The organism is Streptomyces malaysiense (assembly GCF_000980885.2).
Classification (GTDB): Bacteria; Actinomycetota; Actinomycetes; order Streptomycetales; family Streptomycetaceae; genus Streptomyces; species Streptomyces malaysiense.
Genome location: NZ_LBDA02000031.1, coordinates 18909 through 39858 on the forward strand (window position 1 = coordinate 18909; position 20950 = coordinate 39858).

The window sequence follows — 20950 nt, forward strand, 5'->3', positions numbered from 1 at the left end:
TTGACGGTGCGTCGGCGTACGGCAGGAATGATCGCGACGGTGTCCGCCATGGGCATGACCGCGTTCCTCGGCGGCTGCGGGAGCACGGGCTCCTCCGACGTGACGCTCAGACTCGTGGCCGCGGACTACGGCGACTCGGCGGCGAACAGTTCGCAGAAGTACTGGGACTCGCTGGTCAAGGAGTACGAGACGACCCACCCTGGCGTGAAGGTCCAGGTCAGCGTGTATTCCTGGAACGACGTCGACCGCAAGGTCAAGGAGATGGTCGACGCCGGGCACGCCCCGGACATGGCGCAGATCGGCGCGTACGCCGACTACGCGGCGGCCGGCAAGCTCTACGCGGCCTCCGACCTGCTCTCCATCCGCACCCAGGCGGACTTCCTCTCCCAGCTGGCCGACGCCGGCCAGTGGAGCCATACGCAGTACGGCATCCCCTTCGCCGCGTCCACACGGGTGCTCTTCTACAACAAGACGCTCTTCACGAGCGCCGGGATCACCCCGCCCACCAGCTGGGACGAGCTGGCCGCGGACGCCAGGGCGCTCAAGGCGAAGGGCGTGAAGTACCCGTTCGCGCTGCCGCTGGGGCCCGAGGAGGCGCAGGCCGAGACGATGCAGTGGTTGCTCAGCGGCGGCGACGGCGGTACCGGGGGCACCGGCTTCACCGATGAGATCGGCACCTACACCATCGACTCCGAGCAGAACGTGCGGACCTTCTCCTGGCTCAAGGACGACCTGGTCGCCAAGGGGCTGACCGGGCCGGTGGCGCCGGGGAAGCTGAACCGGGCGCAGGCGTTCGCGGCGTTCGCCGACGGCCAGGTCGGCATGGTCGACGGACACCCCACGCTGATCCAGCAGGCCGAGGCGAAGGGCGTGCGCTTCGGCATGGTGCCGACGCCGAGCCGGACCGGGCGGGCGCGGGCGTCGATGGGGGTGTCCGACTGGATGATGGCGTTCAAGCAGAACGGCCACGCCGACCAGATCGGCGACTTCCTGAACTTCGTCTACAGCGAGAAGAACGTCCTCGACTTCTCCCGCGACTACGGGCTCCTCCCGGTCACCACCTCCGCGTCCAACGCCATGAGCGCGTCGGACGCGGCGCCCGACAAGGCCCTGCACCCCTTCCTGGACCAGCTGGCCACGAGCGAGCTGTATCCGGTGGGCAAGACCTCCTGGGCGTCGGTCAGCGCGGCCGTGAAGCAGAACATCGGCCAAGCCGTCGCACCCGGCGGCGACCCCGCCGGCGTCCTCACCCGCCTCCAGGCCACGGCCACGGCGGCGGACAGCGCGGCCGGCACCGGCTGAGCGCTACGGTTTCCCCATGGAACCGGGTGACATGGAACTGGGCGACCGGGAGAAGGCCGTCCTCGCGCTGGAACGCAGGCCCTTCCCCGGCCCCGGCGCGAAGGAACGCGCCATCCGTGAGGACCTCCACCTCTCCCCGGTCCGCTACTACCAGCTCCTCAACGCCCTCCTCGACGACGAACGCGCCCTCTCCCACGACCCGGTCACGGTGAACCGCCTGCGCCGGGTCAGGGAGGCGCGCCGTTCGGAGCGCTGAGGCGAAGTACCAGGCGTGACAACCGCCCCCGCTGGATAGTGTCGGTACATGGATCCTCTGCCGACCCCCGCCACCCAGGCCGGCCGGGACGGACTCGCCGCGCTGCTCGACAACCCCGCCGCCGCGGTGATCGGCCTGGACTTCGACGGCACCCTCGCCCCCATCGTCGCCGACCCCGAGCAGGCCCGCGCCCACCCCGCCGCCGTCGCCGCGCTCACCGCCCTCGCCCCCAAGGTCGCCCACGTCGCCGTGATCACCGGCAGGCCCGCCGGCGTCGCGGTCCGCCACGGCGGCTTCGCCGGTGTGCCCGGCCTCGACCACCTCACCGTCCTCGGCCACTACGGCGCCGAACGCTGGGACGCCGCCACGGGCACCGTCACCGCCCCCGCCCCCCACCCCGGCGTCGCCGCCGTCCGCGCCGAGCTGCCGGGCCTGCTGGACCGGGTCGGCGCCTGGCGCGGCACCTGGATCGAGGAGAAGGGCCGGGCCGTCGCGGTGCACACCCGCCGCGCACAGGACCCGGCGGCCGCGTTCGAGGCCCTGCGCGCCCCCCTCACCGACCTCGCCACCCGCCACGGGCTGATCGTCGAACCCGGCCGGATGGTCCTGGAACTGCGTCCGCCCGGCATGGACAAGGGCGTCGCCCTCGGCGAGTACCTGCGTGAGACCGGCGCCGGATCCGTCCTCTACGCCGGCGACGACCTCGGCGACCTCCCCGCCTACGCGGCCGTCGACAAACTCCGCTCCGAGGGAACCCCCGGGCTCCTCGTGTGCAGCGGCAGCACGGAGGTCACCGAACTGGCCGACAAGGCGGACCTGGTGGTCGACGGCCCCGAGGGCGTCGTGGCACTTCTCACCGCGCTGGCGGCTCAGCTGGTCTGATCGTCCAGGGCGTGCAGCTGGTCCAGGAACCACCGGGCCGGCGGCAGCGCCGTCCCCGCCGCGGCCAGCCGCTTCGATCGTTCGGCCCGTTCCGCCGCCGGCATGGTCAGCGCCGTGTGCAGCGCCTCGGCCGTGCCCGTGACGTCGTACGGATTGACCGTGAGCGCGTCCTCGCCCATCTCCTCGTGCGCCCCCGCCTCCCGTGAGAGCACCAGCACGCAGCCCTCGTCGGAGACGACCGGGACCTCCTTGGCGACCAGGTTCATGCCGTCCCGGATCGGGTTGACCAGCGCCACGTCGGCCAGCCGGTACGCGGCCAGGGAGCGGGCGAAGTCGTCCTTCACATGCAGCACCACAGGGACCCAACCCGGCGTCCCGTAGACCGAGTTGATCTCCTCGGCGACCCGGGCCACCTCCGCCGTGTAGTCCCGGTACACGGCGAGGTCCTGCCGGGAGGGGTACGCGAACGCGAGGTGCACGACCCGCTCCCGCCACTCGGGGTGCGCGTCCAGCAGCTGTCGGTACGCCAGCAGCCCGCGCACGATGTTCTTGGACAGCTCGGTACGGTCGACCCGGACGATCGTCCGGCGGCCCTCGCCGGTCTCGGCCCGCAGCGCCGCCATCCGCTCGGCCACGTCCGGCCGGTGGGACCGCTCGCGCAGGAAGTCGGCGTCCGCGCCCAGGCCGTGCACCCCGATCCGGGTACCGGAGGGGATCCCCGGTCCCAGCACCGCGTGGCAGCATTCGGTGAACGCGTCCGCCCACCGCCGGGTGAGGAAGGCCGCCCGGTCCGCGCCGAGGATCCCGGTCAGCAGCTGCGCCGCGATGTCGTCCGGCAGCAGCCGGAAGTACTCCGCCGGTGCCCACGGTGTGTGCGAGAAGTGGCCGATGCGCAGGTCGGGCCGCAGCCTCCGGAGCATCCGCGGGGCGAGCGCCAGGTGGTAGTCCTGGATCAGCACCGCCGCCCCCTCGCCGGCCTCCTCGGCCAGCGCCTCGGCGAACGCCCGGTTGTACGCCTCGTACGCCGCCCACCGGCGCCGGAACTCCGCGTCGAAGACGGGCTCCAGCGGTGTCTGGTACAGCATGTGGTGCACGAACCAGAGCACCGAGTTGGCGATCCCGTTGTACGCGCCGGCGAAGACGTCCGGATCGATGTCCAGCATCCGCACCCGCTGCCCGCCGGTGTCCGCCTCCGGCAGCGGGCCGCCCTCGGCGCGGCGCGCGGCCTCCCGGTCGCCGTCGCCCAGCGCGGCGCACACCCAGACCGCGTCCGTCTCCGGACCGATCGCCGACAGGCCCGAGACCAGCCCGCCGCCGCCCCGCCTGGCGCGCAGTGAACCGTCCTCGGCCGCCTCGTACGAGACCGGGCCGCGATTGGAGGCGACCAGCACCTCAGCACCGTGGGTGGAAACCATGGTCCAGAACCTAGCCCGGCCCGGAAACACTCAAACCCGCGGACCACCGCGGAACCCGGCCGTACCCGGCCTGCCTGCGCGTTCAGGCCACCCGGCGCCGGGCGTACTCCGCGATCTCGGTCATCGGCGGCCGCTCCTCGGTGTCCACCGGGTAGGTGCGCGGCTCGAAGCCGAGGACACCCCGCTCGAACTGGGTGAGCGCGGGGCGCACGAGGTGGCCGCGGGCCAGCCGCAGCTGGGCCGTGCGGTAGATCGCCGCCGCCATCCGGCCGAGCGCCTGCCCGTCCTGGTGCCGGTGCTTGCGCACGCCGACGTCCACCTGGGCCAGCGCGTCCAGGCCCACCAGGTGCAGGGCGTCCACCAGCATGCCCAGCTCCACCCCGTACCCGACCGGGAACGGGAGCCGTTCGAGCAGCGCGCGGCGGGCCGCGTACTCCCCGCCCAGCGGCTGCACGAAGCCCGCCAGCTGCGGCCAGTGCATGTTCAGCAGCGGGCGCGCCATCAGCTCGGTGACCCGGCCGCCCTGCCCCGCCGCTCCGGCCAGCGGACGGTCGTACATCGCCTTGACCAGCTGCACGTCCGGCTCGGTGAGCAGCGGCCCGACGATGCCGAGGACGAAGTCGGAGGAGAACTCCCTGAGGTCCGCGTCGATGAAGCAGATGATGTCCCCGGTGGCGACGAGCAGCGAGCGCCACAGCACCTCGCCCTTGCCCCGCACGGCGGGTATCCGGGGCAGGATCGCGTCCCGGTGCACCACCCGCGCGCCGGCCGCGGCGGCGACCTCGGAGGTGCGGTCGGCGGAGCCGGAGTCGATCACGAGGACCTCGTCGACGAGCGGCACCCGCTCCATCAGATCGCGCCGGATCACCGCGACGATCTCGCCGACGGTCTCCTCCTCGTCGAGCGCGGGCAGCACCACGCTGACGGTCTGGCCGGTGCGCTGTTTCGCCGCCAGGACCTGGTGCGACGGCCGGTCGCGCACGGACCAGGAGCGATTGCCCATCCAGCGCTCGACTTCTTCCAGCACGGTCCCCGGCTCCTCACGCTCGTCTCGCGGTACGGACGACTATCTCAACTCTCCAGGCCTTCGGTTACAGTCTTGAGCAACGCCGATGACCATCGCATGTCGGGGGTCGCGCGCGGACACGCCGCAGCACTGCGGACACAATCGAATACCGCTCATCCAGAGGGGCAGAGGGACACGGCCCGATGAAGCCCCGGCAACCCTCCAGCCGGTTCTCGTGATCCACGACAGCGAGGCTCCCGGCTAGGGAAGGTGCCAAATCCGTCTCACGGCGAAGTGCGTCGTGAGGAAGATGAGGAGAAAGGGCCTCGCCTCCCATGGCTGTGCAGACAATCGCCACCTCCGGTACCTCCGCCGTCGATCTCGGCCCCGCCGCCGCCCTCAGCTGTCGCGAATGCGGCCACCGCGTCCCGCTCGGCCCGGTCTTCGCCTGCGAGGAGTGTTTCGGACCGCTGGAGATCGCCTACGACTTCTCCGCCTACGACACCGAAGAGCTGCGCAAGCGGATCGAGGACGGCCCCGCCAACATCTGGCGCTACGCCCCGCTGCTGCCGGTCCCGGCCGACGTCGCCGGCAAGCCGAACATCAACCCCGGCTGGACCAAGCTGGTCAAGGCGGACAACCTGGCCCGCGAGCTGGGCGTCACCGGCGGTCTGTACGTCAAGGACGACTCCGGCAACCCGACCCACTCCTTCAAGGACCGGGTCGTCGCCCAGGCGCTGGAGGCGGCCCGCGCCTTCGGCTTCACCACGCTTTCCTGCTCCTCCACCGGCAACCTGGCCGGCGCCGTCGGCGCCGCCGCCGCCCGCGCCGGTCTGCGCTCCTGCGTCTTCATCCCGCACGACCTGGAACAGGGCAAGGTCGTCATGGCCGCGGTCTACGGCGGTGAACTCGTCGGCATCGAGGGCAACTACGACGACGTGAACCGCTTCTGCTCCGAGCTGATCGGCGACCCGGCCGGCGAGGGCTGGGGCTTCGTCAACGTGAACCTGCGGCCGTACTACGCCGAGGGCTCCAAGACCCTGGCGTACGAGATCTGCGAGCAGCTCGGCTGGCGGCTGCCCGACCAGATCGTGGTCCCGATCGCCTCCGGCTCCCAGCTCACCAAGATCGACAAGGGTCTCCGGGAGCTGATCGAGCTCGGCCTGGTCGAGGACCGGCCGTACAAGATCTTCGGTGCCCAGGCCGAGGGCTGCTCGCCGGTCTCGACGGCCTACAAGGCGGGCCACGACGTGGTCAGGCCCCAGAAGCCGGACACCATCGCCAAGTCCCTCGCCATCGGCAACCCGGCCGACGGCCCCTACGTCCTGGACATCGCCCGGCGCACCGGCGGCGCGGTGGAGGACGTGACGGACGAGCAGGTCGTGGCCGCGATCAAGCTGCTGGCCCGCACCGAGGGCATCTTCGCCGAGACGGCCGGCGGGGTGACCGTCGGCGTCACGAGGAAGCTGATCGAGAGCGGGGCGCTCGACCCGGCGAAGACCACCGTCGTCCTCAACACCGGCGACGGCCTGAAGACCCTCGACGCGGTGGCCGGCACCGGCCTGACCGCCACCATCCGCCCGAACCTGGACTCCTTCCGAGAGGCTGGCCTCGCATGAGCGTGACCGTTCGCATCCCCACCATCCTGCGCACCTACACCGGCGGACAGGCCGAGGTCGCCGCCGAGGGCGGGACGCTCGGCGAGGTCATCGAGGACCTGGAGAAGAACCACGCCGGCATCGCCGCCCGCGTCCTGGACGACCAGGGCAGGCTGCGCCGGTTCGTGAACGTGTACGTCAACGACGACGACGTCCGTTTCGAGCAGGGACTCCAGACCTCCACCCCGGACGGCGCGGGCGTCTCCATCATCCCGGCGGTGGCCGGCGGCTGCTGACCGGACGATCGATCATTACCTTGGGTAATGACGGTCACCGAAGGTACGTCGGATTGCCCTCTCCGTGAGAGAAGCGGAGGGGGCAATTCTGCGTGATTGAGCGCGGTACAGTTGGGGAACGCGCCCTCCGATGATCGAGGGTAAGCCCTCGATTCTCTTCTGCGGGCCCGACAAGAAGTAGCCAAAATGCACGGGCTTTCCGCGGCTTTTGCGTCTTTTACGGGGCCCGACTTGCCCTGAATTCGGACGAATTCTCCCTACATTCCGGATCGTTCGCGTCCAGAATTCTCGTCCAATTGACCTGTTGCAGACGGCAGTTGGACAGATACATTCAGCCGCGGTCGACGCGTTCCGGCGCACGCCCCCGACACATCGGGGGGCGAGGTCTGACCCGGGTCCGCGAAGTGCGGATCTGTGCAAGGGCCAGTAATAGGGGAGTTAGGCATGGCTCAGGGCACCGTCAAGTGGTTCAACGCGGAGAAGGGGTACGGCTTCATCGCGGTCGACGGTGGTGCGGACGTCTTCGTCCATTACAGCGCCATTCAGATGGACGGCTACCGCACCCTGGAGGAGGGCCAGCGAGTCGAGTTCGAGATCTCGCAGGGCCAGAAGGGTCCGCAGGCCGACATGGTTCGCGTCGCCGTCTGAACGTTTCTCCACCGAAGGGCCCGCACCTCGCACAGGGTGCGGGCCCTTCGGCGTGCCCGGCCCGCGCGTGTTCGCCTCCGGCGGACCCGGCCGCCGAGGAGGCCCGGGAGGGCCCAAGGCGCTTGCACTCGACCATGCCGAGTGCTAATCATTGCGTTAGCACTCTGAAGGTGAGAGTGACAAAGAAGGACCGGGTCGGTGAGGTCCGCGGGCCACGTGGGGCAAGGAACCACAGGCCGGCGAACCGTCCGTCGCGGGCGCGGGCGCGGTCCGAAGGAATCACCCCCAGTCCTGGAGGGACCACTTCACATGGCCAAGATCATCGCGTTCGACGAGGAGGCGCGGCGCGGCCTCGAGCGCGGCATGAACCAGCTCGCGGACGCCGTCAAGGTGACGCTCGGCCCCAAGGGTCGCAACGTCGTCCTCGAGAAGAAGTGGGGCGCCCCCACGATCACCAACGATGGTGTCTCCATCGCCAAGGAGATCGAGCTCGAGGACCCGTACGAGAAGATCGGCGCCGAGCTGGTCAAGGAAGTCGCCAAGAAGACGGACGACGTCGCCGGTGACGGTACGACCACCGCGACCGTGCTCGCCCAGGCCCTGGTCAAGGAAGGCCTGCGCAACGTCGCCGCCGGCGCCAACCCGATGGCCCTGAAGCGCGGCATCGAGAAGGCCGTCGAGGCCGTCTCCGCCGCCCTGCTGGAGCAGGCGAAGGACGTCGAGACCAAGGAGCAGATCGCCTCCACCGCGTCCATCTCCGCCGCCGACACCCAGATCGGCGAGCTGATCGCCGAGGCGATGGACAAGGTCGGCAAGGAAGGCGTCATCACCGTCGAGGAGAGCAACACCTTCGGTCTGGAGCTCGAGCTCACCGAGGGCATGCGCTTCGACAAGGGCTACATCTCCGCCTACTTCGCCACCGACATGGAGCGCATGGAGGCGTCGCTGGAGGACCCCTACATCCTCATCGCGAACTCCAAGATCGGCTCCGTCAAGGACCTGCTCCCGCTCCTGGAGAAGGTCATGCAGTCGGGCAAGCCGCTGCTGATCATCGCCGAGGACGTCGAGGGCGAGGCCCTGTCGACCCTGGTCGTCAACAAGATCCGCGGCACCTTCAAGTCCGTCGCCGTCAAGGCCCCGGGCTTCGGCGACCGCCGCAAGGCCATGCTCGGCGACATCGCCATCCTCACGGGCGGCGAGGTCATCTCCGAGGAGGTCGGCCTCAAGCTGGAGAACGCGACCCTGGACCTCCTGGGCCGCGCCCGCAAGGTCGTCATCACCAAGGACGAGACCACCATCGTCGACGGTGCCGGCTCCTCCGACCAGGTCAACGGCCGCGTGAACCAGATCCGCGCCGAGATCGAGAACAGCGACTCCGACTACGACCGCGAGAAGCTCCAGGAGCGCCTGGCCAAGCTCGCGGGCGGCGTCGCGGTCATCAAGGCCGGTGCCGCCACCGAGGTGGAGCTCAAGGAGCGCAAGCACCGCATCGAGGACGCCGTGCGCAACGCCAAGGCGGCCGTCGAGGAAGGCATCGTCGCCGGTGGTGGCGTGGCCCTGCTCCAGGCCTCCCAGGTCTTCGAGAAGCTGGAGCTCGACGGTGACGAGGCGACCGGCGCCAACGCCGTGCGCATCGCGCTCGAGGCCCCGCTGAAGCAGATCGCCGTCAACGCCGGCCTCGAGGGCGGTGTCGTGGTGGAGAAGGTGCGCAACCTGACCCCGGGCCACGGCCTGAACGCCGCGACCGGCGAGTACGTCGACCTGGTCGCCGAGGGCATCATCGACCCGGCGAAGGTGACCCGTTCCGCGCTGCAGAACGCCGCCTCCATCGCCGCGCTGTTCCTCACCACCGAGGCCGTCATCGCCGACAAGCCGGAGAAGGCCGCCGCGGCCGCTCCGGGCGGCATGCCGGGCGGTGACATGGACTTCTGATCGACCTCCGGTTGATCGACGTCCTTACCGAGGGCGGCACTTCCTGTCAGGGACAGGGGGTGCCGCCCTCGGGCTTTTCCCGCGCACCCCGGGCGTGTCCGGGGTCACAGACGACCGCTTCCGGGTCCGGGAATGCCTGCCTCTGTACAACGGCTTACTTAAGCAGCTACAACAATGCGCATTCACATACCGCCTGGTTAGCAGCCTTCCGAGGAGCCCCCACATGACCGTCGACACGCCGCCCGCCTCCCGCGCGGCCCGGGTACTCTCGCGCCCCATCACCCTCAACGGCCTCACCGTCCCCAACCGGATCGTGATGGCGCCGATGACCCGGATGTTCTCCCCGGGCGGCGTCCCCGGCGAGGACGTGCGCTCGTACTACTCCCGGCGTGCCGCCGCGGGCGTCGGCCTGATCGTCACCGAGGGCACCTACGTCGGCCACGACTCGGCCGGCCAGAGCGACCGGGTGCCGCGGTTCCACGGTGAGGAGCAGCTGGCGGGCTGGGCGAAGGTGGCCGAGGACGTGCACGCGGCGGGCGGCACGATCGTCCCCCAGCTGTGGCACATCGGCATGGTCCGCAAGGACGGCGACGCCCCCTTCCCGGCCGCCCCCGCGATGGGCCCCTCCGGCCTGGTCACCGCGGGCGCCGAGCCCACCGGCAGGGCCATGACGCGGCAGGACCTCGACGACGTCGTCGCCGCGTTCGCCCAGGCGGCCGCGGACGCCGAGCGCATCGGCTTCGACGGCGTGGAGATCCACGGCGCCCACGGCTACCTCGTCGACCAGTTCCTGTGGGAGGGCACCAACCGCCGCGGCGACGCCTACGGCGGCGACCCGGTGGCCCGTACCAAGTTCGCCGCCGAGATCGTCGCGGCGGTCCGCGAGCGCGTCTCGGCCACCTTCCCCGTCATCTTCCGCTACTCGCAGTGGAAGCAGCAGGACTACACCGCCCGGCTCGCCGAGACCCCGCAGGAGCTGGAGGCGATCCTGGCCCCGCTCGCCGCGGCCGGCGTCGACGTCTTCCACGCCTCCACCCGCCGCTACTGGATGCCCGAGTTCGAGGGCTCCGACCTCAACCTCGCGGGCTGGACGAAGAAGCTCACCGGCAAGCAGACCATCACCGTCGGCTCGGTCGGCCTCGACGGCGACTTCACCGGAGCGTTCGCCGGCGAGGGCTCCCCGGTTCAGGGCATCGACAACCTGCTCGACCGCCTGGAGGCCGACGAGTTCGACATGATCGCGGTCGGTCGCGCGCTGCTCCAGGACCCGCAGTGGGCGGCGAAGGTGCTCGCGGGCCGGGTGTCGGAGCTGGCGCCGTACGACGCGGCGTCGATCAAGACGCTCAGCTGAGGTCGCCCCGCCGAGGGCTCAGATCCCGCCGATGTTGCCGTTCAGCGGCTCGATGTCGACGCGTACCGGGGTGCCCCACACGCGGAGCACCTCGTAGTCGGTGAACTCGTGCACGAGCCGGTACGCCATCGCCGGCCGCGCCCCGCGCCGCTGCGCGGCGAGGTACGCCTCGGCCTCCCGGCGGTCGCGCCGGGGGGTGCCGCACAGCTGCCACTCCTGGCCGTTCCACAGCTCCGGCAGCCAGCGCTGCTGGGGCTGCGGGCGGTCGCCCCGGACGCCGTAGCGCGAGGGCGCGGTGGCCACCGGCTCGGCCGGGTTCGGCCGGCCCCCGTACTCCGAGCGGCGGGCGGACCGGCGCCGTGTCTCGCACAGCAGGCACAGGTCGGGGGCGCTCTCGTCCACGGGGCCGTGCGGATGCTCGGCGCACCGGGTGGCCGGCGCGTTCGCCCCGACGCTCTCCTCCAGCAGATCCAGTGCCCGGCGCAGATCCGTCCTGATCTCCTGGAGCCGTCCGTCCGGAGTGTCGGCGGTCAGCGCCTCCCCGTGCTCCCCGAGCAGCCGGAGCGCGCGGCCGAGGGCGGTCAGCTGGGCGTGATTCATGGTGGTGGGTTCCGGTCGGTAGGCGGATCTCTGGCGCGTTCGCTGCCCCCAGTGTCCAGGATGCCGCCGCGGAACCGGCACGGCTCCACCGGTGCTCCCCGAGGGGAGGATGTGGTGGAGTGGGGGCCATGGCGACTTCGACGGGGCGACTGGTCGAGGGTCTTCGGCGGTTCAACGACGCCCACCCCTGGGACCACAACGCCCACTACCACCCCTGGCTGCTGCGGCAGTTGCCCCGGCGGTTCGGGCGGGCGCTGGACGTGGGGTGCGGTGCCGGGGAGCTCGCGCGGCTGCTGGCCGGGCGGGCGGAGCGGGTGGAGGCGGTCGACTCCGACCCGGGGATCCTGGAGCGGGCCCGGGAGCGCGGCGGGGCTCTCGCCAACGTCCGGCACACCCTCGCCGCCGCCCCCGACGGGCTGCCGCCCGGCCCCTACGACGTCATCACCTGTGTCGCCGTACTGCACCACCTCCCCTTCACCGAGACGCTCACCCGGTTCCGGGCGGAGCTGGCGCCCGGCGGCACGCTGGTCGTCGTGGGGTGCGCCCGGGACGAGGACGTGCGCGGGGTCCTCTCCGTGCCGCTCAACGCCCTGTTCGGCTGGGTGAAGAACCGGGGGCGGGCCGCCGCGGAACGGCCCGTGGGCATGACCGCGCCCGTGCGGCGGCCGGGGATGGACTTCTCAGAGATCGCCGGGCAGTCCCGCCGGCTGCTGCCCGGGGTCCGGCTGCGGCGGGGCTTCTTCTGGCGGTACACCCTGGTGTGGCGCGCTCCTCGGGAGGGTGAGCCAGGTGGCCAGGAAACCGACCGTGTAGCCGGTGAGGAGGCCGCCCGCGTAGATCGCCGCGGTGGCGGCCAGGCTCCGGTTGCCGGACAGCAGGGGGAAGAGGGCCCAGCCCGAGGGGCCGATCGCGGTCGCGCCGACCTTCGTGCCGAGCATCGCGAAGGCGCCGATGAACGCGCCGCCCGCCGCGCCGCCCGCGCAGGCGGTCAGGAAGGGGCGGCCGAGGGGCAGGGACACGCCGTAGATCAGCGGCTCGCCGACCCCGAGCAGCCCCGCGGGCAGGGCCGAGCGGATTCTCGTACGCAGTGAGCCGTCGTGGCGCAGCCGGACGTACACCGCGAGGGCGGCCCCCACCTGGCCGGCGCCCGCCATGGACAGCAGGGGGAGCAGGACGGTGTAGCCCTGCTGCTGGATGAGAGTGGCGTGGATGGGGATCAGGGCCTGGTGCAGGCCCAGCATGACCAGGGGGAGGAAGAGGCCGCCCAGCAGCAGGCCGGCCAGTGCGCCCGTCGTGGTCAGCAGCCAGTTCGCCGCGGCGCCGATCGCGGTGGCGACCGTACCGGCCGCGTACATCAGGCCGTAGAGCGTGACCAGGCCGGGGACGAGGACCGTCACCGTCGGGGTGAGCAGGACGTCCAGGGTCTCGGGCACCCGGCCCCGGCAGAACCGCTCCACCCGGGTGGCGAGGAAGGCGGCGGCCAGTGCGCCGAGGACCCCGCCCTGGCCGGGGGCGAGGCGCGTCCCGAACGCCGTCACCCCCGCCACGCCCGGGTACACGACCACCGCCGCCACCGCCGCGCCCAGCACCGGTGTGCCGCCGAACTCCTGGGCCGTGTTGTAGCCGACGAACACCGCGAGCAGCGCCATGAAGGCCGACGCGAGCGCGGTCAGCGCGGGGGTGAGGCCGGGCAGCCAGCCGGCGTTCCGGAGCACGCCACCCACACCCGCGAGGATGCCGCAGCCGATCAGGGCGGGGATGAGGGGGACGAAGACGCCCGCGACGCGGCGCAGGGCGGTCCTGAGGGGGGTGGCGTGGCGGCGGCGGAACTCCTCCTTCAGGGCCGCCGCGGCGGGCGGTCCCCCTTCCAGCCGCGCCCGCACCTGGTCCGTCACCGCCGCCACCACCCCCGGCCCGAGCACGATCTGCCACGCGGCCCCGTCCTCCACCACCCCGAGCACCCCGGGCACCGCCCGCAGCCCCGTGCCGTCCGCCGCGTCCGGTTTTGCGAGGGTGAGCCGCAGCCGGGTCATGCAGTGGGTCGCGGAGGTGACGTTGGCGGGGCCGCCGAGGTGGGTCAGGACGGCGGTCGCGGTGGAGGCGGGGTCCGTGTGCACCCCTTGAGCGTGCGGTCAGCCGGTCGCGCGGGCCAGCGCGGCGCGCAGATGGCCGCCGGAGTCCTCCAGAAGGCGGGCGGCCGTCGGCCCGTCGGCATCGGCCAGCAGGACGAGGATCGCCGTCTTCACCTCGCCCTCGGCCTCGGTCAGGGCCCGCTCGATCTCCGGGTCGGCCGCGCCCGTGGCCAGCGCGACGATCCGGCGCGAGCGCGCCCGCAGCTTGGCGTTGGAGGCGCGCACGTCGACCATCAGGTTCCCGTACGTCTTGCCGAGCCGGATCATCGTGATCGTCGACAGCATGTTGAGGACGAGTTTCTGGGCGGTGCCCGCCTTGAGCCGGGTGGAGCCGGTGATCAGCTCCGGTCCGACGACGACCTCGATGCCGTGCTCGGCGGCGGCCGCCAGCGCGCTGTGCTCGTTGCAGGCGAGCCCGATGGTCAGGGCGCCCTGCGCGCGGGCGTGCTCGACCGCGCCGACGGCGTACGGGGTGCGGCCCGAGGCGGAGACGCCGACCACGCTGTCCTCGGGGCTGAGCTTGAGCGCGTCGAGGTCGCCGCGGGCCAGTCCGGCCGAGTCCTCCGCGCCCTCCACGGAGGAGACCATCGCCTCCGGGCCACCCGCGATCAGGCCGACGACCTGGGCGGGATCGGTGTTGAAGGTGGGCGGGCACTCGGAGGCGTCCAGCACGCCGAGGCGCCCCGCGGTCCCCGCGCCCGCGTAGATGAGGCGGCCGCCCCGGCTCATCCGCGCGGCCACCGCGTCGATGGCGGCGCAGATGCGGGGGAGCTGGCCGGCGACGGCGGCGGGCACGCCCGCGTCCTCGCCGTTCATCAGGCGGGCGATGTCGAGGGTGGGCAGGCGGTCGATGTCGGCGAGTTCGGGTCGGAAGGCCTCGGTGGTCAGTGCGGCCAGCTGGCTGCGCAGGTCATGGGCGGTCATGGGAGCGGCTCTCTCGGTCTCGGATGCCGGTTGGTGTTCCCCCGGTGCCGGTGCTCACCTGGCGTCGGCGCAGGTGCTCACCTGGAGTTGCTGCGGTGCCGGTGCGCCAGCGCCTCGTACGACGCGGCGAGCGAGGGTGCCGCCGTCTCGTACGTGCGCTGGGCCACTCCCACGAACAGGCAGTCCACCACGAGCAGTTGACTCGTCCGCGAGGACATCGCGGCCGGGCGCAGCTCGGTCTCCCGTGAGGTGGACGTGGTCAGGACGTGGTCGGCGTACTGGGTGACCGGTGAGTCGGGGCGGCCGGTGATGGCCACGGTGGTCGCCCCGCGCTCGAAGGCGGCCCGCAGCGGCTCGATGACGTCTCCCGTCGAGCCGGAGTGGGTGATCGCGATCGCCACGTCGCCCGAGCGGAGCTGGACGGCGTTGGTCACGGCGAGATGCGGGTCGCTGTGCGCGTGCGCTATGAGCCCTATGCGCAGCAGCTTCTGGGTGAGGTCCTGGGCGACGAGCCCGGACGCCCCTATGCCGTACACATCGGTGCGGCGGGCGCCGGCGAGCGCGGTGACGGCCGCGTCGAGCTGGCCGGTGTCGAGTCCGGCGGCGGTGTCGGCGAGGGTCTGCTGCTCCTCGTACGCCAGTTTGGCGACGACGTCGGCGATCGGGTCGTCCACGGCGATGTCGGTGGTGATGGCGGGTGCCCGCCCGGACTGCTGCTGGGCGGCCAGGCCCGCGAGGGCGAGCCGCAGGTCCCGGTAGCCGGGGTAGCCGAGCAGCCGCGCGGTGCGCACGACGGTGGCCTCGCTGGTGCCGGTCAGTTCGGCGAGTCCGGTGACCGTGAGGGCGGCGCAGCCGGCCGGGTCGCTCGCGACCGCCTCGGCGACGCGCTGCATGGACCGGGTCATCGACGGGGCGAGGGTGCGCACCTTGGCGGCGAGCGAGCCCACCGGACCGCCGAAACTTTCCTTCGCGTCCTTGGTCACCTCTGAAAGATATTTTCGGTTCGGTGTCCGGGTCAAGAGTGCGCACAATGGGTTGCATGGAGCCCATCAGTCCCCTTGAACAGGCCTTGCACGCTGCCCGCGCCCTGGTCCTCGCCGATCTCGTCGCCGACCGGGTCGCGGAGGCGGACGTGGTCTCGCTGGTCGAGGACTCCGTGGCGCAGCGGCGCTGGTGGGTCGAGCAGTGGCCGGACGGCGTGCCCTACGTGGCCGGTCTGGTGGCCCAGGACGTGCAGGACGCGCTGCTCGAACGGTACGGCCGCTGGCCGCTGTGCCCGGTCTGCGGCTCGGGCGACCCGCACGCGCTGGAGGTGGAGCCCGAACTGGGCCCCGACCCGCACTGGGTGTGTCACCAGGCGGGCGTCAAGGTCGCGGCGGTCGGCCTGCTGGGCGCCGCGACCGGCGGGACCGCGTCCTCGTGAGGCGCCCGTGACGGTGTACATCGACCCGCCCACCTGGCCGGGGCACGGACGCCTGTGGTCGCACCTGGTGAGCGATGTGTCCTATGACGAACTCCGGTTGTTCGCCGATGGGCTGGGGGTGCCCCGGCGGGCCTTCGAGCGCGACCACTACGACCTTCCCGCGCACCGGTACGCGGACGCGGTGACGGCCGGCGCGGTGGAGGTCGGCAGCCGTGAACTGGTCCGGCTGCTGCGGGGGTCGGGGCTGCGGCGGCCCAAGGGGCTGGTGCGGCGGGGGCTTTCGTAGCCGCGCCCTCGCGGGTGCGCCGGCTGTTCACCGGCCCCTGGTCAGGCGTGCAGCTCGTAGGCCAGGAGCCGGTCGTCGATCGCGCCCGCCGGCTCGAACCCGGCCCGGGTGAGGACCCCCTGGGAGGCGGTGTTGGCCTTCTGTGCCCGCGCGTACAGCGTCCGTACGTCGTCGCGGGCCAGCGCCCACCCCGACAGCGCGCGCAGCGCCTCCGTGGCGTAGCCCTGGCCGCGGGCGTCCCCGACCAGGTTGTAGCCGATCTCCACCCGGCCGCTCTCGTCCGGGGCGCCGTGGAAGCCGAGGGCGCCGACGGCGCGGCCGTCCTCGGTGCGGACGAGGGCGAAGGAGGTGAACTCGGGCCGGTGGACGCCGGCTTCGTAGGCCTTCAGCAGCATCCTGGCCGCGTCCCGCGTGCCCTCCTCGGGTCCGTCGCCGATCCAGTGGAAGCCGCCGTCGCCGCCGAGGGCGAGATCGCGGGCGGCGGCCGGGCGGACGCCGGTGAGGGCGAGGCGCTCGGTCCTCAGGACGAGGTTGTTGTACCACCGCCACCCGGTGACCGGGGCCCGGCCGGGCAGTTCGCCGCGGCCGGTCGCCCACAGCAGGGTCGGCCAGGGCTCCGGGCCGGGCTGGACGTGCGGGAAGATCGTGGCCAGCACCGAGTCGGCGAGTTCGGCGGACGGCGCGTAGGCGAGGCCGAGTCCCTCGGCCATGTCATGGGTGTGCAGCAGGACTTCGGCGACGCCCATCGCGGCGAAGCCGTGGCGGTCGGCGCCGCGGAACGGGTAGGGGTGGAAGGCGCGGACGTCCGGCGGCGCGGTGGTCACGGCGGCGGCGAGCAGCGCGCCGGTGGTCTCCAGGACCTGGAGCAGCCCCGTGTTGCCGGTGCCCTCGTCCAGCTTCAGCTCGAAGGGGACGTAGGCGTCCCGCGCGCGCCCGGCCAGATTGGCGGCGTACGCGAGGAGGTCGTCCGCGATGTGCACGGCGGTGCTGTGGCAGTCCCACTCGACCCGGCCGGCGCGCACGCTCCGCCAGTCCCGGCCGACCGCCCCGCGCAGCACGGCCAGGCACCCGGCCACCGCCTCGGTCACATGGTCCCCGCTCATCGCTCGCATGGGCGCACCCTAGGCGGGGGGCGTCGTCACCGCGAGAGCATTTCCAGTTCGGCGGCGAGGTTGTAGCGGGCGGTGGGCTCCCAGTGCTCCTGGCCGTAGGTGGTGTGGAACAGCCTCGGCATTGCCAGGAGTTGACGCAGGACATCGGAACGCCCCTGCCGGAAGGCGTCGTTGGGGACGAAGTGGTACTCCTCGCGGATCTCGGCGGCATAGGCGGCGTACGCCGACGGGGGCGCGGCCAGGATCGCCAGGTCGGCGTCGCACAGCACCCGGCCGTCGCGGTCGTCCTCGGCCGGGTCGTGCGTGACGGTCAGCCGGACGAGCCGGGCCACCGCCGCTGCCTTCGCCCGCGGCACCCCCGCCTCGGGCAGCGCCCGCTCGGCCAGCCGCGCCGAGCGCTCCTCGTTCTCGGAGCGCTCCGGCAGGTAGACGGCGTCGTGGAACCAGGCGGCCAGGCGTACGACGGCGGGGTCGGCGGCGTGCGTCTCCAGCACGTCGATGTGATCGAGGACCGCGGTGAGGTGGGCCAGGGTGTGGTAGCGGCGCTGGGGTTCCCGCCAGCGGGCGAGGAGGTTGTCCGCGTAGGGGGCGGGGTCCGGGCCGCCCTCGGGGCCACGGGCGGCGTCCAGGGCGCGGGCGAAGCGGAGGCGGAGGGCGTCGAGGTCGGCCATGGGGGTCATTCTCCTGGATGTCCCCGGTCACCGGCCCGGCCCTGACACGGGGCAGGGCCGGTCGCGGCCGGGGCGTGTCCACCATGCGCTTCCCCGGTCCGGCGGCCTGCTCCGCCGGCAGGGTGACCGTGGCCCGCGCCGGGTCGGCCGTCGCGCGAGCGTACCGAGGCGCGCGTGACCCGGACCCGGACGGGCGCGTCCGCGGCGTACTGGCGCGCGCCCGGCAGCGTACTCTTAAATTGGACTAGACCTCTACTGGATCTTTGGCCGCGACGAATGGGGTGCCATGAGCAAGCGTGCAGTCCTGGAGGTGATCGCCCTCGACATCGAGGACGCGGTCGCCGCCCAGGCCGGAGGCGCGGATCGCCTGGAGCTGGTCACCGAGATGGCCGCCGACGGGCTCACCCCGTCCGCCGCCACCGTCGCCGGCATCCGTGCCGCCGTCGACATCGACCTGCGCGTGATGCTCCGCCTGGCGGACGGGTTCGCGGCCGGTGACGTGGCGCGGCTGCTGCGGGTGGTGGAGGAGATGCGGGCGGCCGGTGCCGACCAGTTCGTGCTGGGTTTCCTCGGCACGGACGGCGGAGTGGACCTGGCCGCCGTGGAGCGGGTGGCCGGCGCGCTGGAGGGCTGCCGGTGGACCTTCCACCGGGCGATCGACCGCGCGGCCGACCGCGACGCCCTGCGCAAGCAGCTCGCCGACCTGCCCGGTCTCGACACCTACCTCACCGCGGGCGCCGCCTCCGGCGTCGACGAGGGGCTGCCGACCCTGCTGGCCGAGTACGGCCGCCGCGATGAGCCGGGTTACGGCCAGACCCTCCTGGTCGGCGGCGGCCTCCGCCTCGACCACGTCCCGCCCCTGCTCGCCGCGGGCCTCCACGCCTTCCACATCGGTGGCGCGGCCCGCCCCCAGGGCTGGCGCGGGCCGGTGTCGGAGGGAGCCGTCAAGGAGTGGCGGCGGGTGCTGGACGGCGCGGCCGGCTAGCGCCTTTCGGATCAGGCCGGCCCCGGGCGACGGCGCCTTGTCGCCGACCCGGCTCCGGCGAGGTCCGGATGAGAGGCGCCGGGGCTCTCACCCCGGCGCGCCCCGGCTCGCCCGGCGGCGTCCCGGCCCGCCGTTCCGCCGCGTCGTCAGGCCGGCTGCCCGTGTCCGTGCCCGGCCGCCAGGCGGGTGAAGGTCTTCGCCAGCGGGGGCTTCTGGATCTGGCGGATCAGCCAGGCGACCGTGTGGATGCCGAACCCGGTGCGGGGCGCCGCCTGCCGCACCCGCCCGGGGAACAGCCGCTGGGCGTCCCGGACGCGCGGGCGCATCGCGCTCTCGTACGCGGTGAGCGCGTCCGAGAGGCGGTGCGGCAGCCGCAGGGCGTCGGCCGCCTCGACGGCGTCGGCCAGCGCCGCCGCGCCGCGCAGCGCCAGGGCGGTGCCGAGACCGCTGAGGGGGCTCGCGCACCAGGCGCTGTCCCCGAGCAGGACCACCCGGCCGTCGGACCACTTCGGCAGGTGGATCTGGTCGAAGGTGTCGAGGGCGAAGTCGGGCGAGTGCCGTGCGGCGGCGAGCAGCTCCCGGGTGCGCCAGCCCACGTCCGCGAACACCCGGTCGAGCAGGGCGAACCGGGCCTCCCGGTCGTGCCGCGGCGGCAGCGACGTCGTCGCGAAGGTGAACCCGATCTCCTGCTGGCCGGGGTGGCCCGGACGTGCCTCGACGGAGCGGCTGCCCGGTGCGTTGTGGGTGATGAACCAGCCGTCGACCGGAGGGGTCCCGGGCGTCTCGTCCATGGTGAACCAGGCGTGCGCGAGGCCCAGCCGGCGGCGGAAGGCCTCCTCGGGCCCGAAGCGCAGCCGTCGTACCCGGGAGTGCGCCCCGTCCGCGCCGATCACCAGGTCGAACTCGGCGGGCGGCGCGTCGCGGAACCGCACGGACACCCCGTGCGGGGCGTCCTCCAGCGCCTCCACGGTCTCCCCGAAGAGATGCGTGACACGCGCGCCGGCCGCGTCGTGCAGGATGCGGGCGAGGTCCGAGCGGAGCAGCTCCTCCTTGGAGACGTAGCCGTTGCCGTCGAACGCCTCGACGGGCATCGCCGCCAGCCGGCGTCCGTCGCCGTCCACCCAGGCCGCGCCGCGCTGGTCCAGCAGCCGGGTGAGGACCTCGTCGAGCAGGCCGAGGCGGGCGAGCACCGCCCGGCAGTCGCCGCGCAGGTCGACGGCCTGGCCGCCGCCGCGCAGCGCCGGGGCGATCTCCGCGACGGTGACCTCCCATCCGGCCCGTCCCAGCATGAGCGCGACGGTGTCGCCGGCGATCCCCGCGCCCACCACAAGTACCCGAGGCATGAGCCCCACCTCTCTAACGCGAATCTCTTGCGTTTGAGCGTACGCCGAGGAATCCATCTAATGCGAATCACTCGCGTTAGATGGGCGAGATCCCGCCACTAACGCGAGTGTGTCGCGGTAGCATGGGCGTATGACGCAGGCAGCAGGGACGATCCGTCCGGGAGGCAGATCCGCCAGGACCCGGGACGCGGTGCACGCGGCGGTCCGGGCACTGCTCGACGCCTCCCCGGACGGCACGGTCACGGTGGCGGAGGTGGCCGAGCGCTCCGGGGTGCACCCCGCGACCATCTACCGGCGCTGGCGCACTCCCGAGGGGCTCGTCCTCGACACGCTCTTCGAGGAGCTGAGCCGGCGCTCGCCGCTGCCCGTGACCGGGGACCTGCGGGCCGACGCGCTGGTCTACACCCGCCGGCTGCTGGCGGACCTGCGCGAGGACAAGAACCTGGTGCTGGCCCGGTCCTTCGCCGCCGCGACGCGCTCGGGGGTGCTCGACGCCGACGGGCTGAACCAGTTCGTCGAACCCCGCACGCGCCAGATCGGGGCGATGCTCACCGCCGGCGGCACGAGCGAGCTGGACGTCAGGGACGTCCTGGAGCTGATCCTCGCCCCCGCCTACACGCACGCCCTGCTGGGCCACCCGCTGCGCACCGACGCCGACGCGGAACGCCTGGTCGACAACCTCCTCGCCGTCCTCGACCGGCGCAGGGCGCGCGCCGGAACGCCGGGAGACGCGGCCTGAACCGTCGTACGCCGGACGGCTGGGTGACGCGGCCCGGACCGCCGGACCG

General features: G+C 72.7%; 21 protein-coding genes, 1 pseudogene and 1 riboswitch. Of the genes and pseudogenes, 13 read left to right on the forward strand and 9 right to left on the reverse strand.

The window, feature by feature from the left end:
* Positions 1-48: 48 nt before the first annotated feature.
* The 3 genes from VT52_RS13975 to otsB are packed head-to-tail and all read left to right on the forward strand — an operon-like array spanning position 49 to position 2440.
* Positions 49-1302 carry an extracellular solute-binding protein gene (locus VT52_RS13975; protein ID WP_240509751.1) on the forward strand — a complete coding sequence of 418 codons (1254 nt, stop codon included), beginning with the start codon at positions 49-51 and terminating at the stop codon, positions 1300-1302.
* 16 nt (positions 1303-1318) lie between these two features.
* Positions 1319-1558 carry a DUF3263 domain-containing protein gene (locus VT52_RS13980; RefSeq protein ID WP_240509752.1) on the forward strand — a complete coding sequence of 80 codons (240 nt, stop codon included), beginning with the start codon at positions 1319-1321 and terminating at the stop codon, positions 1556-1558.
* Positions 1559-1606: 48 nt separating this feature from the next.
* On the forward strand, positions 1607-2440 hold the full coding sequence (gene otsB / locus VT52_RS13985) for a trehalose-phosphatase (RefSeq protein ID WP_046422158.1): 834 nt from the start codon (positions 1607-1609) through the stop codon (positions 2438-2440).
* On the opposite strand, the gene VT52_RS13990 is transcribed toward otsB, so the two are convergent.
* Together VT52_RS13990 and VT52_RS13995 are read right to left on the reverse strand one after the other, a co-directional pair.
* On the reverse strand, positions 2428-3855 hold the full coding sequence (locus VT52_RS13990; RefSeq protein WP_107481327.1) for an alpha,alpha-trehalose-phosphate synthase (UDP-forming): 1428 nt from the start codon (positions 3853-3855) through the stop codon (positions 2428-2430). The two genes, otsB and VT52_RS13990, sit on opposite strands and share 13 nt — an antisense overlap.
* A gap of 82 nt (positions 3856-3937) precedes the next feature.
* Complete coding sequence (locus VT52_RS13995) at positions 3938-4882, reverse strand: glucosyl-3-phosphoglycerate synthase (protein ID WP_046422156.1); 945 nt, start codon at positions 4880-4882, stop codon at positions 3938-3940.
* A gap of 149 nt (positions 4883-5031) precedes the next feature.
* A riboswitch (SAM riboswitch) is annotated at positions 5032-5178 on the forward strand.
* A gap of 18 nt (positions 5179-5196) precedes the next feature.
* Here VT52_RS13995 and thrC point away from each other — a divergent pair.
* The 5 genes from thrC (at position 5197) to VT52_RS14020 (ending at position 10686) form a co-directional block, all read left to right on the forward strand.
* A complete protein-coding gene (gene thrC / locus VT52_RS14000) occupies positions 5197-6480 on the forward strand; it encodes a threonine synthase (protein ID WP_046422155.1) in 1284 nt (427 codons plus the stop codon).
* Positions 6477-6755, forward strand: a complete 279-nt coding sequence (locus VT52_RS14005; RefSeq protein ID WP_046422154.1) for a MoaD/ThiS family protein — start codon at positions 6477-6479, stop codon at positions 6753-6755. Before thrC ends, VT52_RS14005 begins: the two co-directional genes overlap by 4 nt.
* Before the next feature lie 444 nt (positions 6756-7199).
* On the forward strand, positions 7200-7403 hold the full coding sequence (locus tag VT52_RS14010) for a cold-shock protein (protein ID WP_037653356.1): 204 nt from the start codon (positions 7200-7202) through the stop codon (positions 7401-7403).
* A gap of 309 nt (positions 7404-7712) precedes the next feature.
* Positions 7713-9335 (forward strand): chaperonin GroEL, encoded by a 1623-nt coding sequence (groL, locus tag VT52_RS14015; protein ID WP_046422153.1) that lies wholly within the window; start codon positions 7713-7715, stop codon positions 9333-9335.
* A 223-nt stretch (positions 9336-9558) separates the two neighbouring features.
* A complete protein-coding gene (locus VT52_RS14020; protein ID WP_046422152.1) occupies positions 9559-10686 on the forward strand; it encodes an NADH:flavin oxidoreductase in 1128 nt (375 codons plus the stop codon).
* A gap of 18 nt (positions 10687-10704) precedes the next feature.
* Here the strand turns inward: VT52_RS14020 and VT52_RS14025 are convergent, their stop codons facing one another.
* Positions 10705-11286 carry a hypothetical protein gene (locus tag VT52_RS14025; RefSeq protein WP_046422151.1) on the reverse strand — a complete coding sequence of 194 codons (582 nt, stop codon included), beginning with the start codon at positions 11284-11286 and terminating at the stop codon, positions 10705-10707.
* 128 nt (positions 11287-11414) lie between these two features.
* On the opposite strand from VT52_RS14025, the pseudogene VT52_RS39560 reads away from it, so the two are divergent.
* Positions 11415-11822 (forward strand): annotated as a pseudogene (locus VT52_RS39560) (class I SAM-dependent methyltransferase); the annotation flags it as partial.
* A 144-nt stretch (positions 11823-11966) separates the two neighbouring features.
* Here the strand turns inward: VT52_RS39560 and VT52_RS14035 are convergent.
* The 3 genes from VT52_RS14035 to VT52_RS14045 form a co-directional block, all read right to left on the reverse strand.
* Positions 11967-13403, reverse strand: a complete 1437-nt coding sequence (locus tag VT52_RS14035; RefSeq protein WP_046422149.1) for a PTS transporter subunit EIIC — start codon at positions 13401-13403, stop codon at positions 11967-11969.
* 15 nt (positions 13404-13418) lie between these two features.
* Positions 13419-14342 carry an N-acetylmuramic acid 6-phosphate etherase gene (murQ, locus tag VT52_RS14040; RefSeq protein ID WP_046422148.1) on the reverse strand — a complete coding sequence of 308 codons (924 nt, stop codon included), beginning with the start codon at positions 14340-14342 and terminating at the stop codon, positions 13419-13421.
* Positions 14343-14419: 77 nt separating this feature from the next.
* A complete protein-coding gene (locus VT52_RS14045; RefSeq protein ID WP_046422147.1) occupies positions 14420-15325 on the reverse strand; it encodes a MurR/RpiR family transcriptional regulator in 906 nt (301 codons plus the stop codon).
* 56 nt (positions 15326-15381) lie between these two features.
* Here VT52_RS14045 and VT52_RS14050 point away from each other — a divergent pair, with 56 nt between their 5' ends.
* Together VT52_RS14050 and VT52_RS14055 are read left to right on the forward strand one after the other, a co-directional pair.
* On the forward strand, positions 15382-15765 hold the full coding sequence (locus tag VT52_RS14050; protein WP_046422146.1) for a hypothetical protein: 384 nt from the start codon (positions 15382-15384) through the stop codon (positions 15763-15765).
* Positions 15766-15772: 7 nt separating this feature from the next.
* On the forward strand, positions 15773-16051 hold the full coding sequence (locus VT52_RS14055) for a DUF4031 domain-containing protein (RefSeq protein ID WP_046422145.1): 279 nt from the start codon (positions 15773-15775) through the stop codon (positions 16049-16051).
* A gap of 41 nt (positions 16052-16092) precedes the next feature.
* Here the strand turns inward: VT52_RS14055 and VT52_RS14060 are convergent, their stop codons facing one another.
* Together VT52_RS14060 and VT52_RS14065 are read right to left on the reverse strand one after the other, a co-directional pair.
* Positions 16093-17154: a GNAT family N-acetyltransferase gene (locus VT52_RS14060; protein WP_046422144.1), complete on the reverse strand. Its 1062-nt coding sequence runs from the start codon at positions 17152-17154 to the stop codon at positions 16093-16095.
* Between the two features lie 35 nt (positions 17155-17189).
* Complete coding sequence (locus VT52_RS14065) at positions 17190-17834, reverse strand: HD domain-containing protein (RefSeq protein ID WP_046422143.1); 645 nt, start codon at positions 17832-17834, stop codon at positions 17190-17192.
* Positions 17835-18120: 286 nt separating this feature from the next.
* On the opposite strand from VT52_RS14065, the gene VT52_RS14070 reads away from it, so the two are divergent.
* Positions 18121-18819: a copper homeostasis protein CutC gene (locus tag VT52_RS14070; RefSeq protein WP_046422142.1), complete on the forward strand. Its 699-nt coding sequence runs from the start codon at positions 18121-18123 to the stop codon at positions 18817-18819.
* 146 nt (positions 18820-18965) lie between these two features.
* On the opposite strand, the gene VT52_RS14075 is transcribed toward VT52_RS14070, so the two are convergent.
* A complete protein-coding gene (locus tag VT52_RS14075) occupies positions 18966-20162 on the reverse strand; it encodes an FAD-dependent monooxygenase (RefSeq protein ID WP_046422141.1) in 1197 nt (398 codons plus the stop codon).
* 130 nt (positions 20163-20292) lie between these two features.
* On the opposite strand from VT52_RS14075, the gene VT52_RS14080 reads away from it, so the two are divergent.
* Positions 20293-20901 carry a TetR/AcrR family transcriptional regulator gene (locus VT52_RS14080; RefSeq protein ID WP_079175043.1) on the forward strand — a complete coding sequence of 203 codons (609 nt, stop codon included), beginning with the start codon at positions 20293-20295 and terminating at the stop codon, positions 20899-20901.
* The last annotated feature ends 49 nt before the right edge of the window (positions 20902-20950 follow it).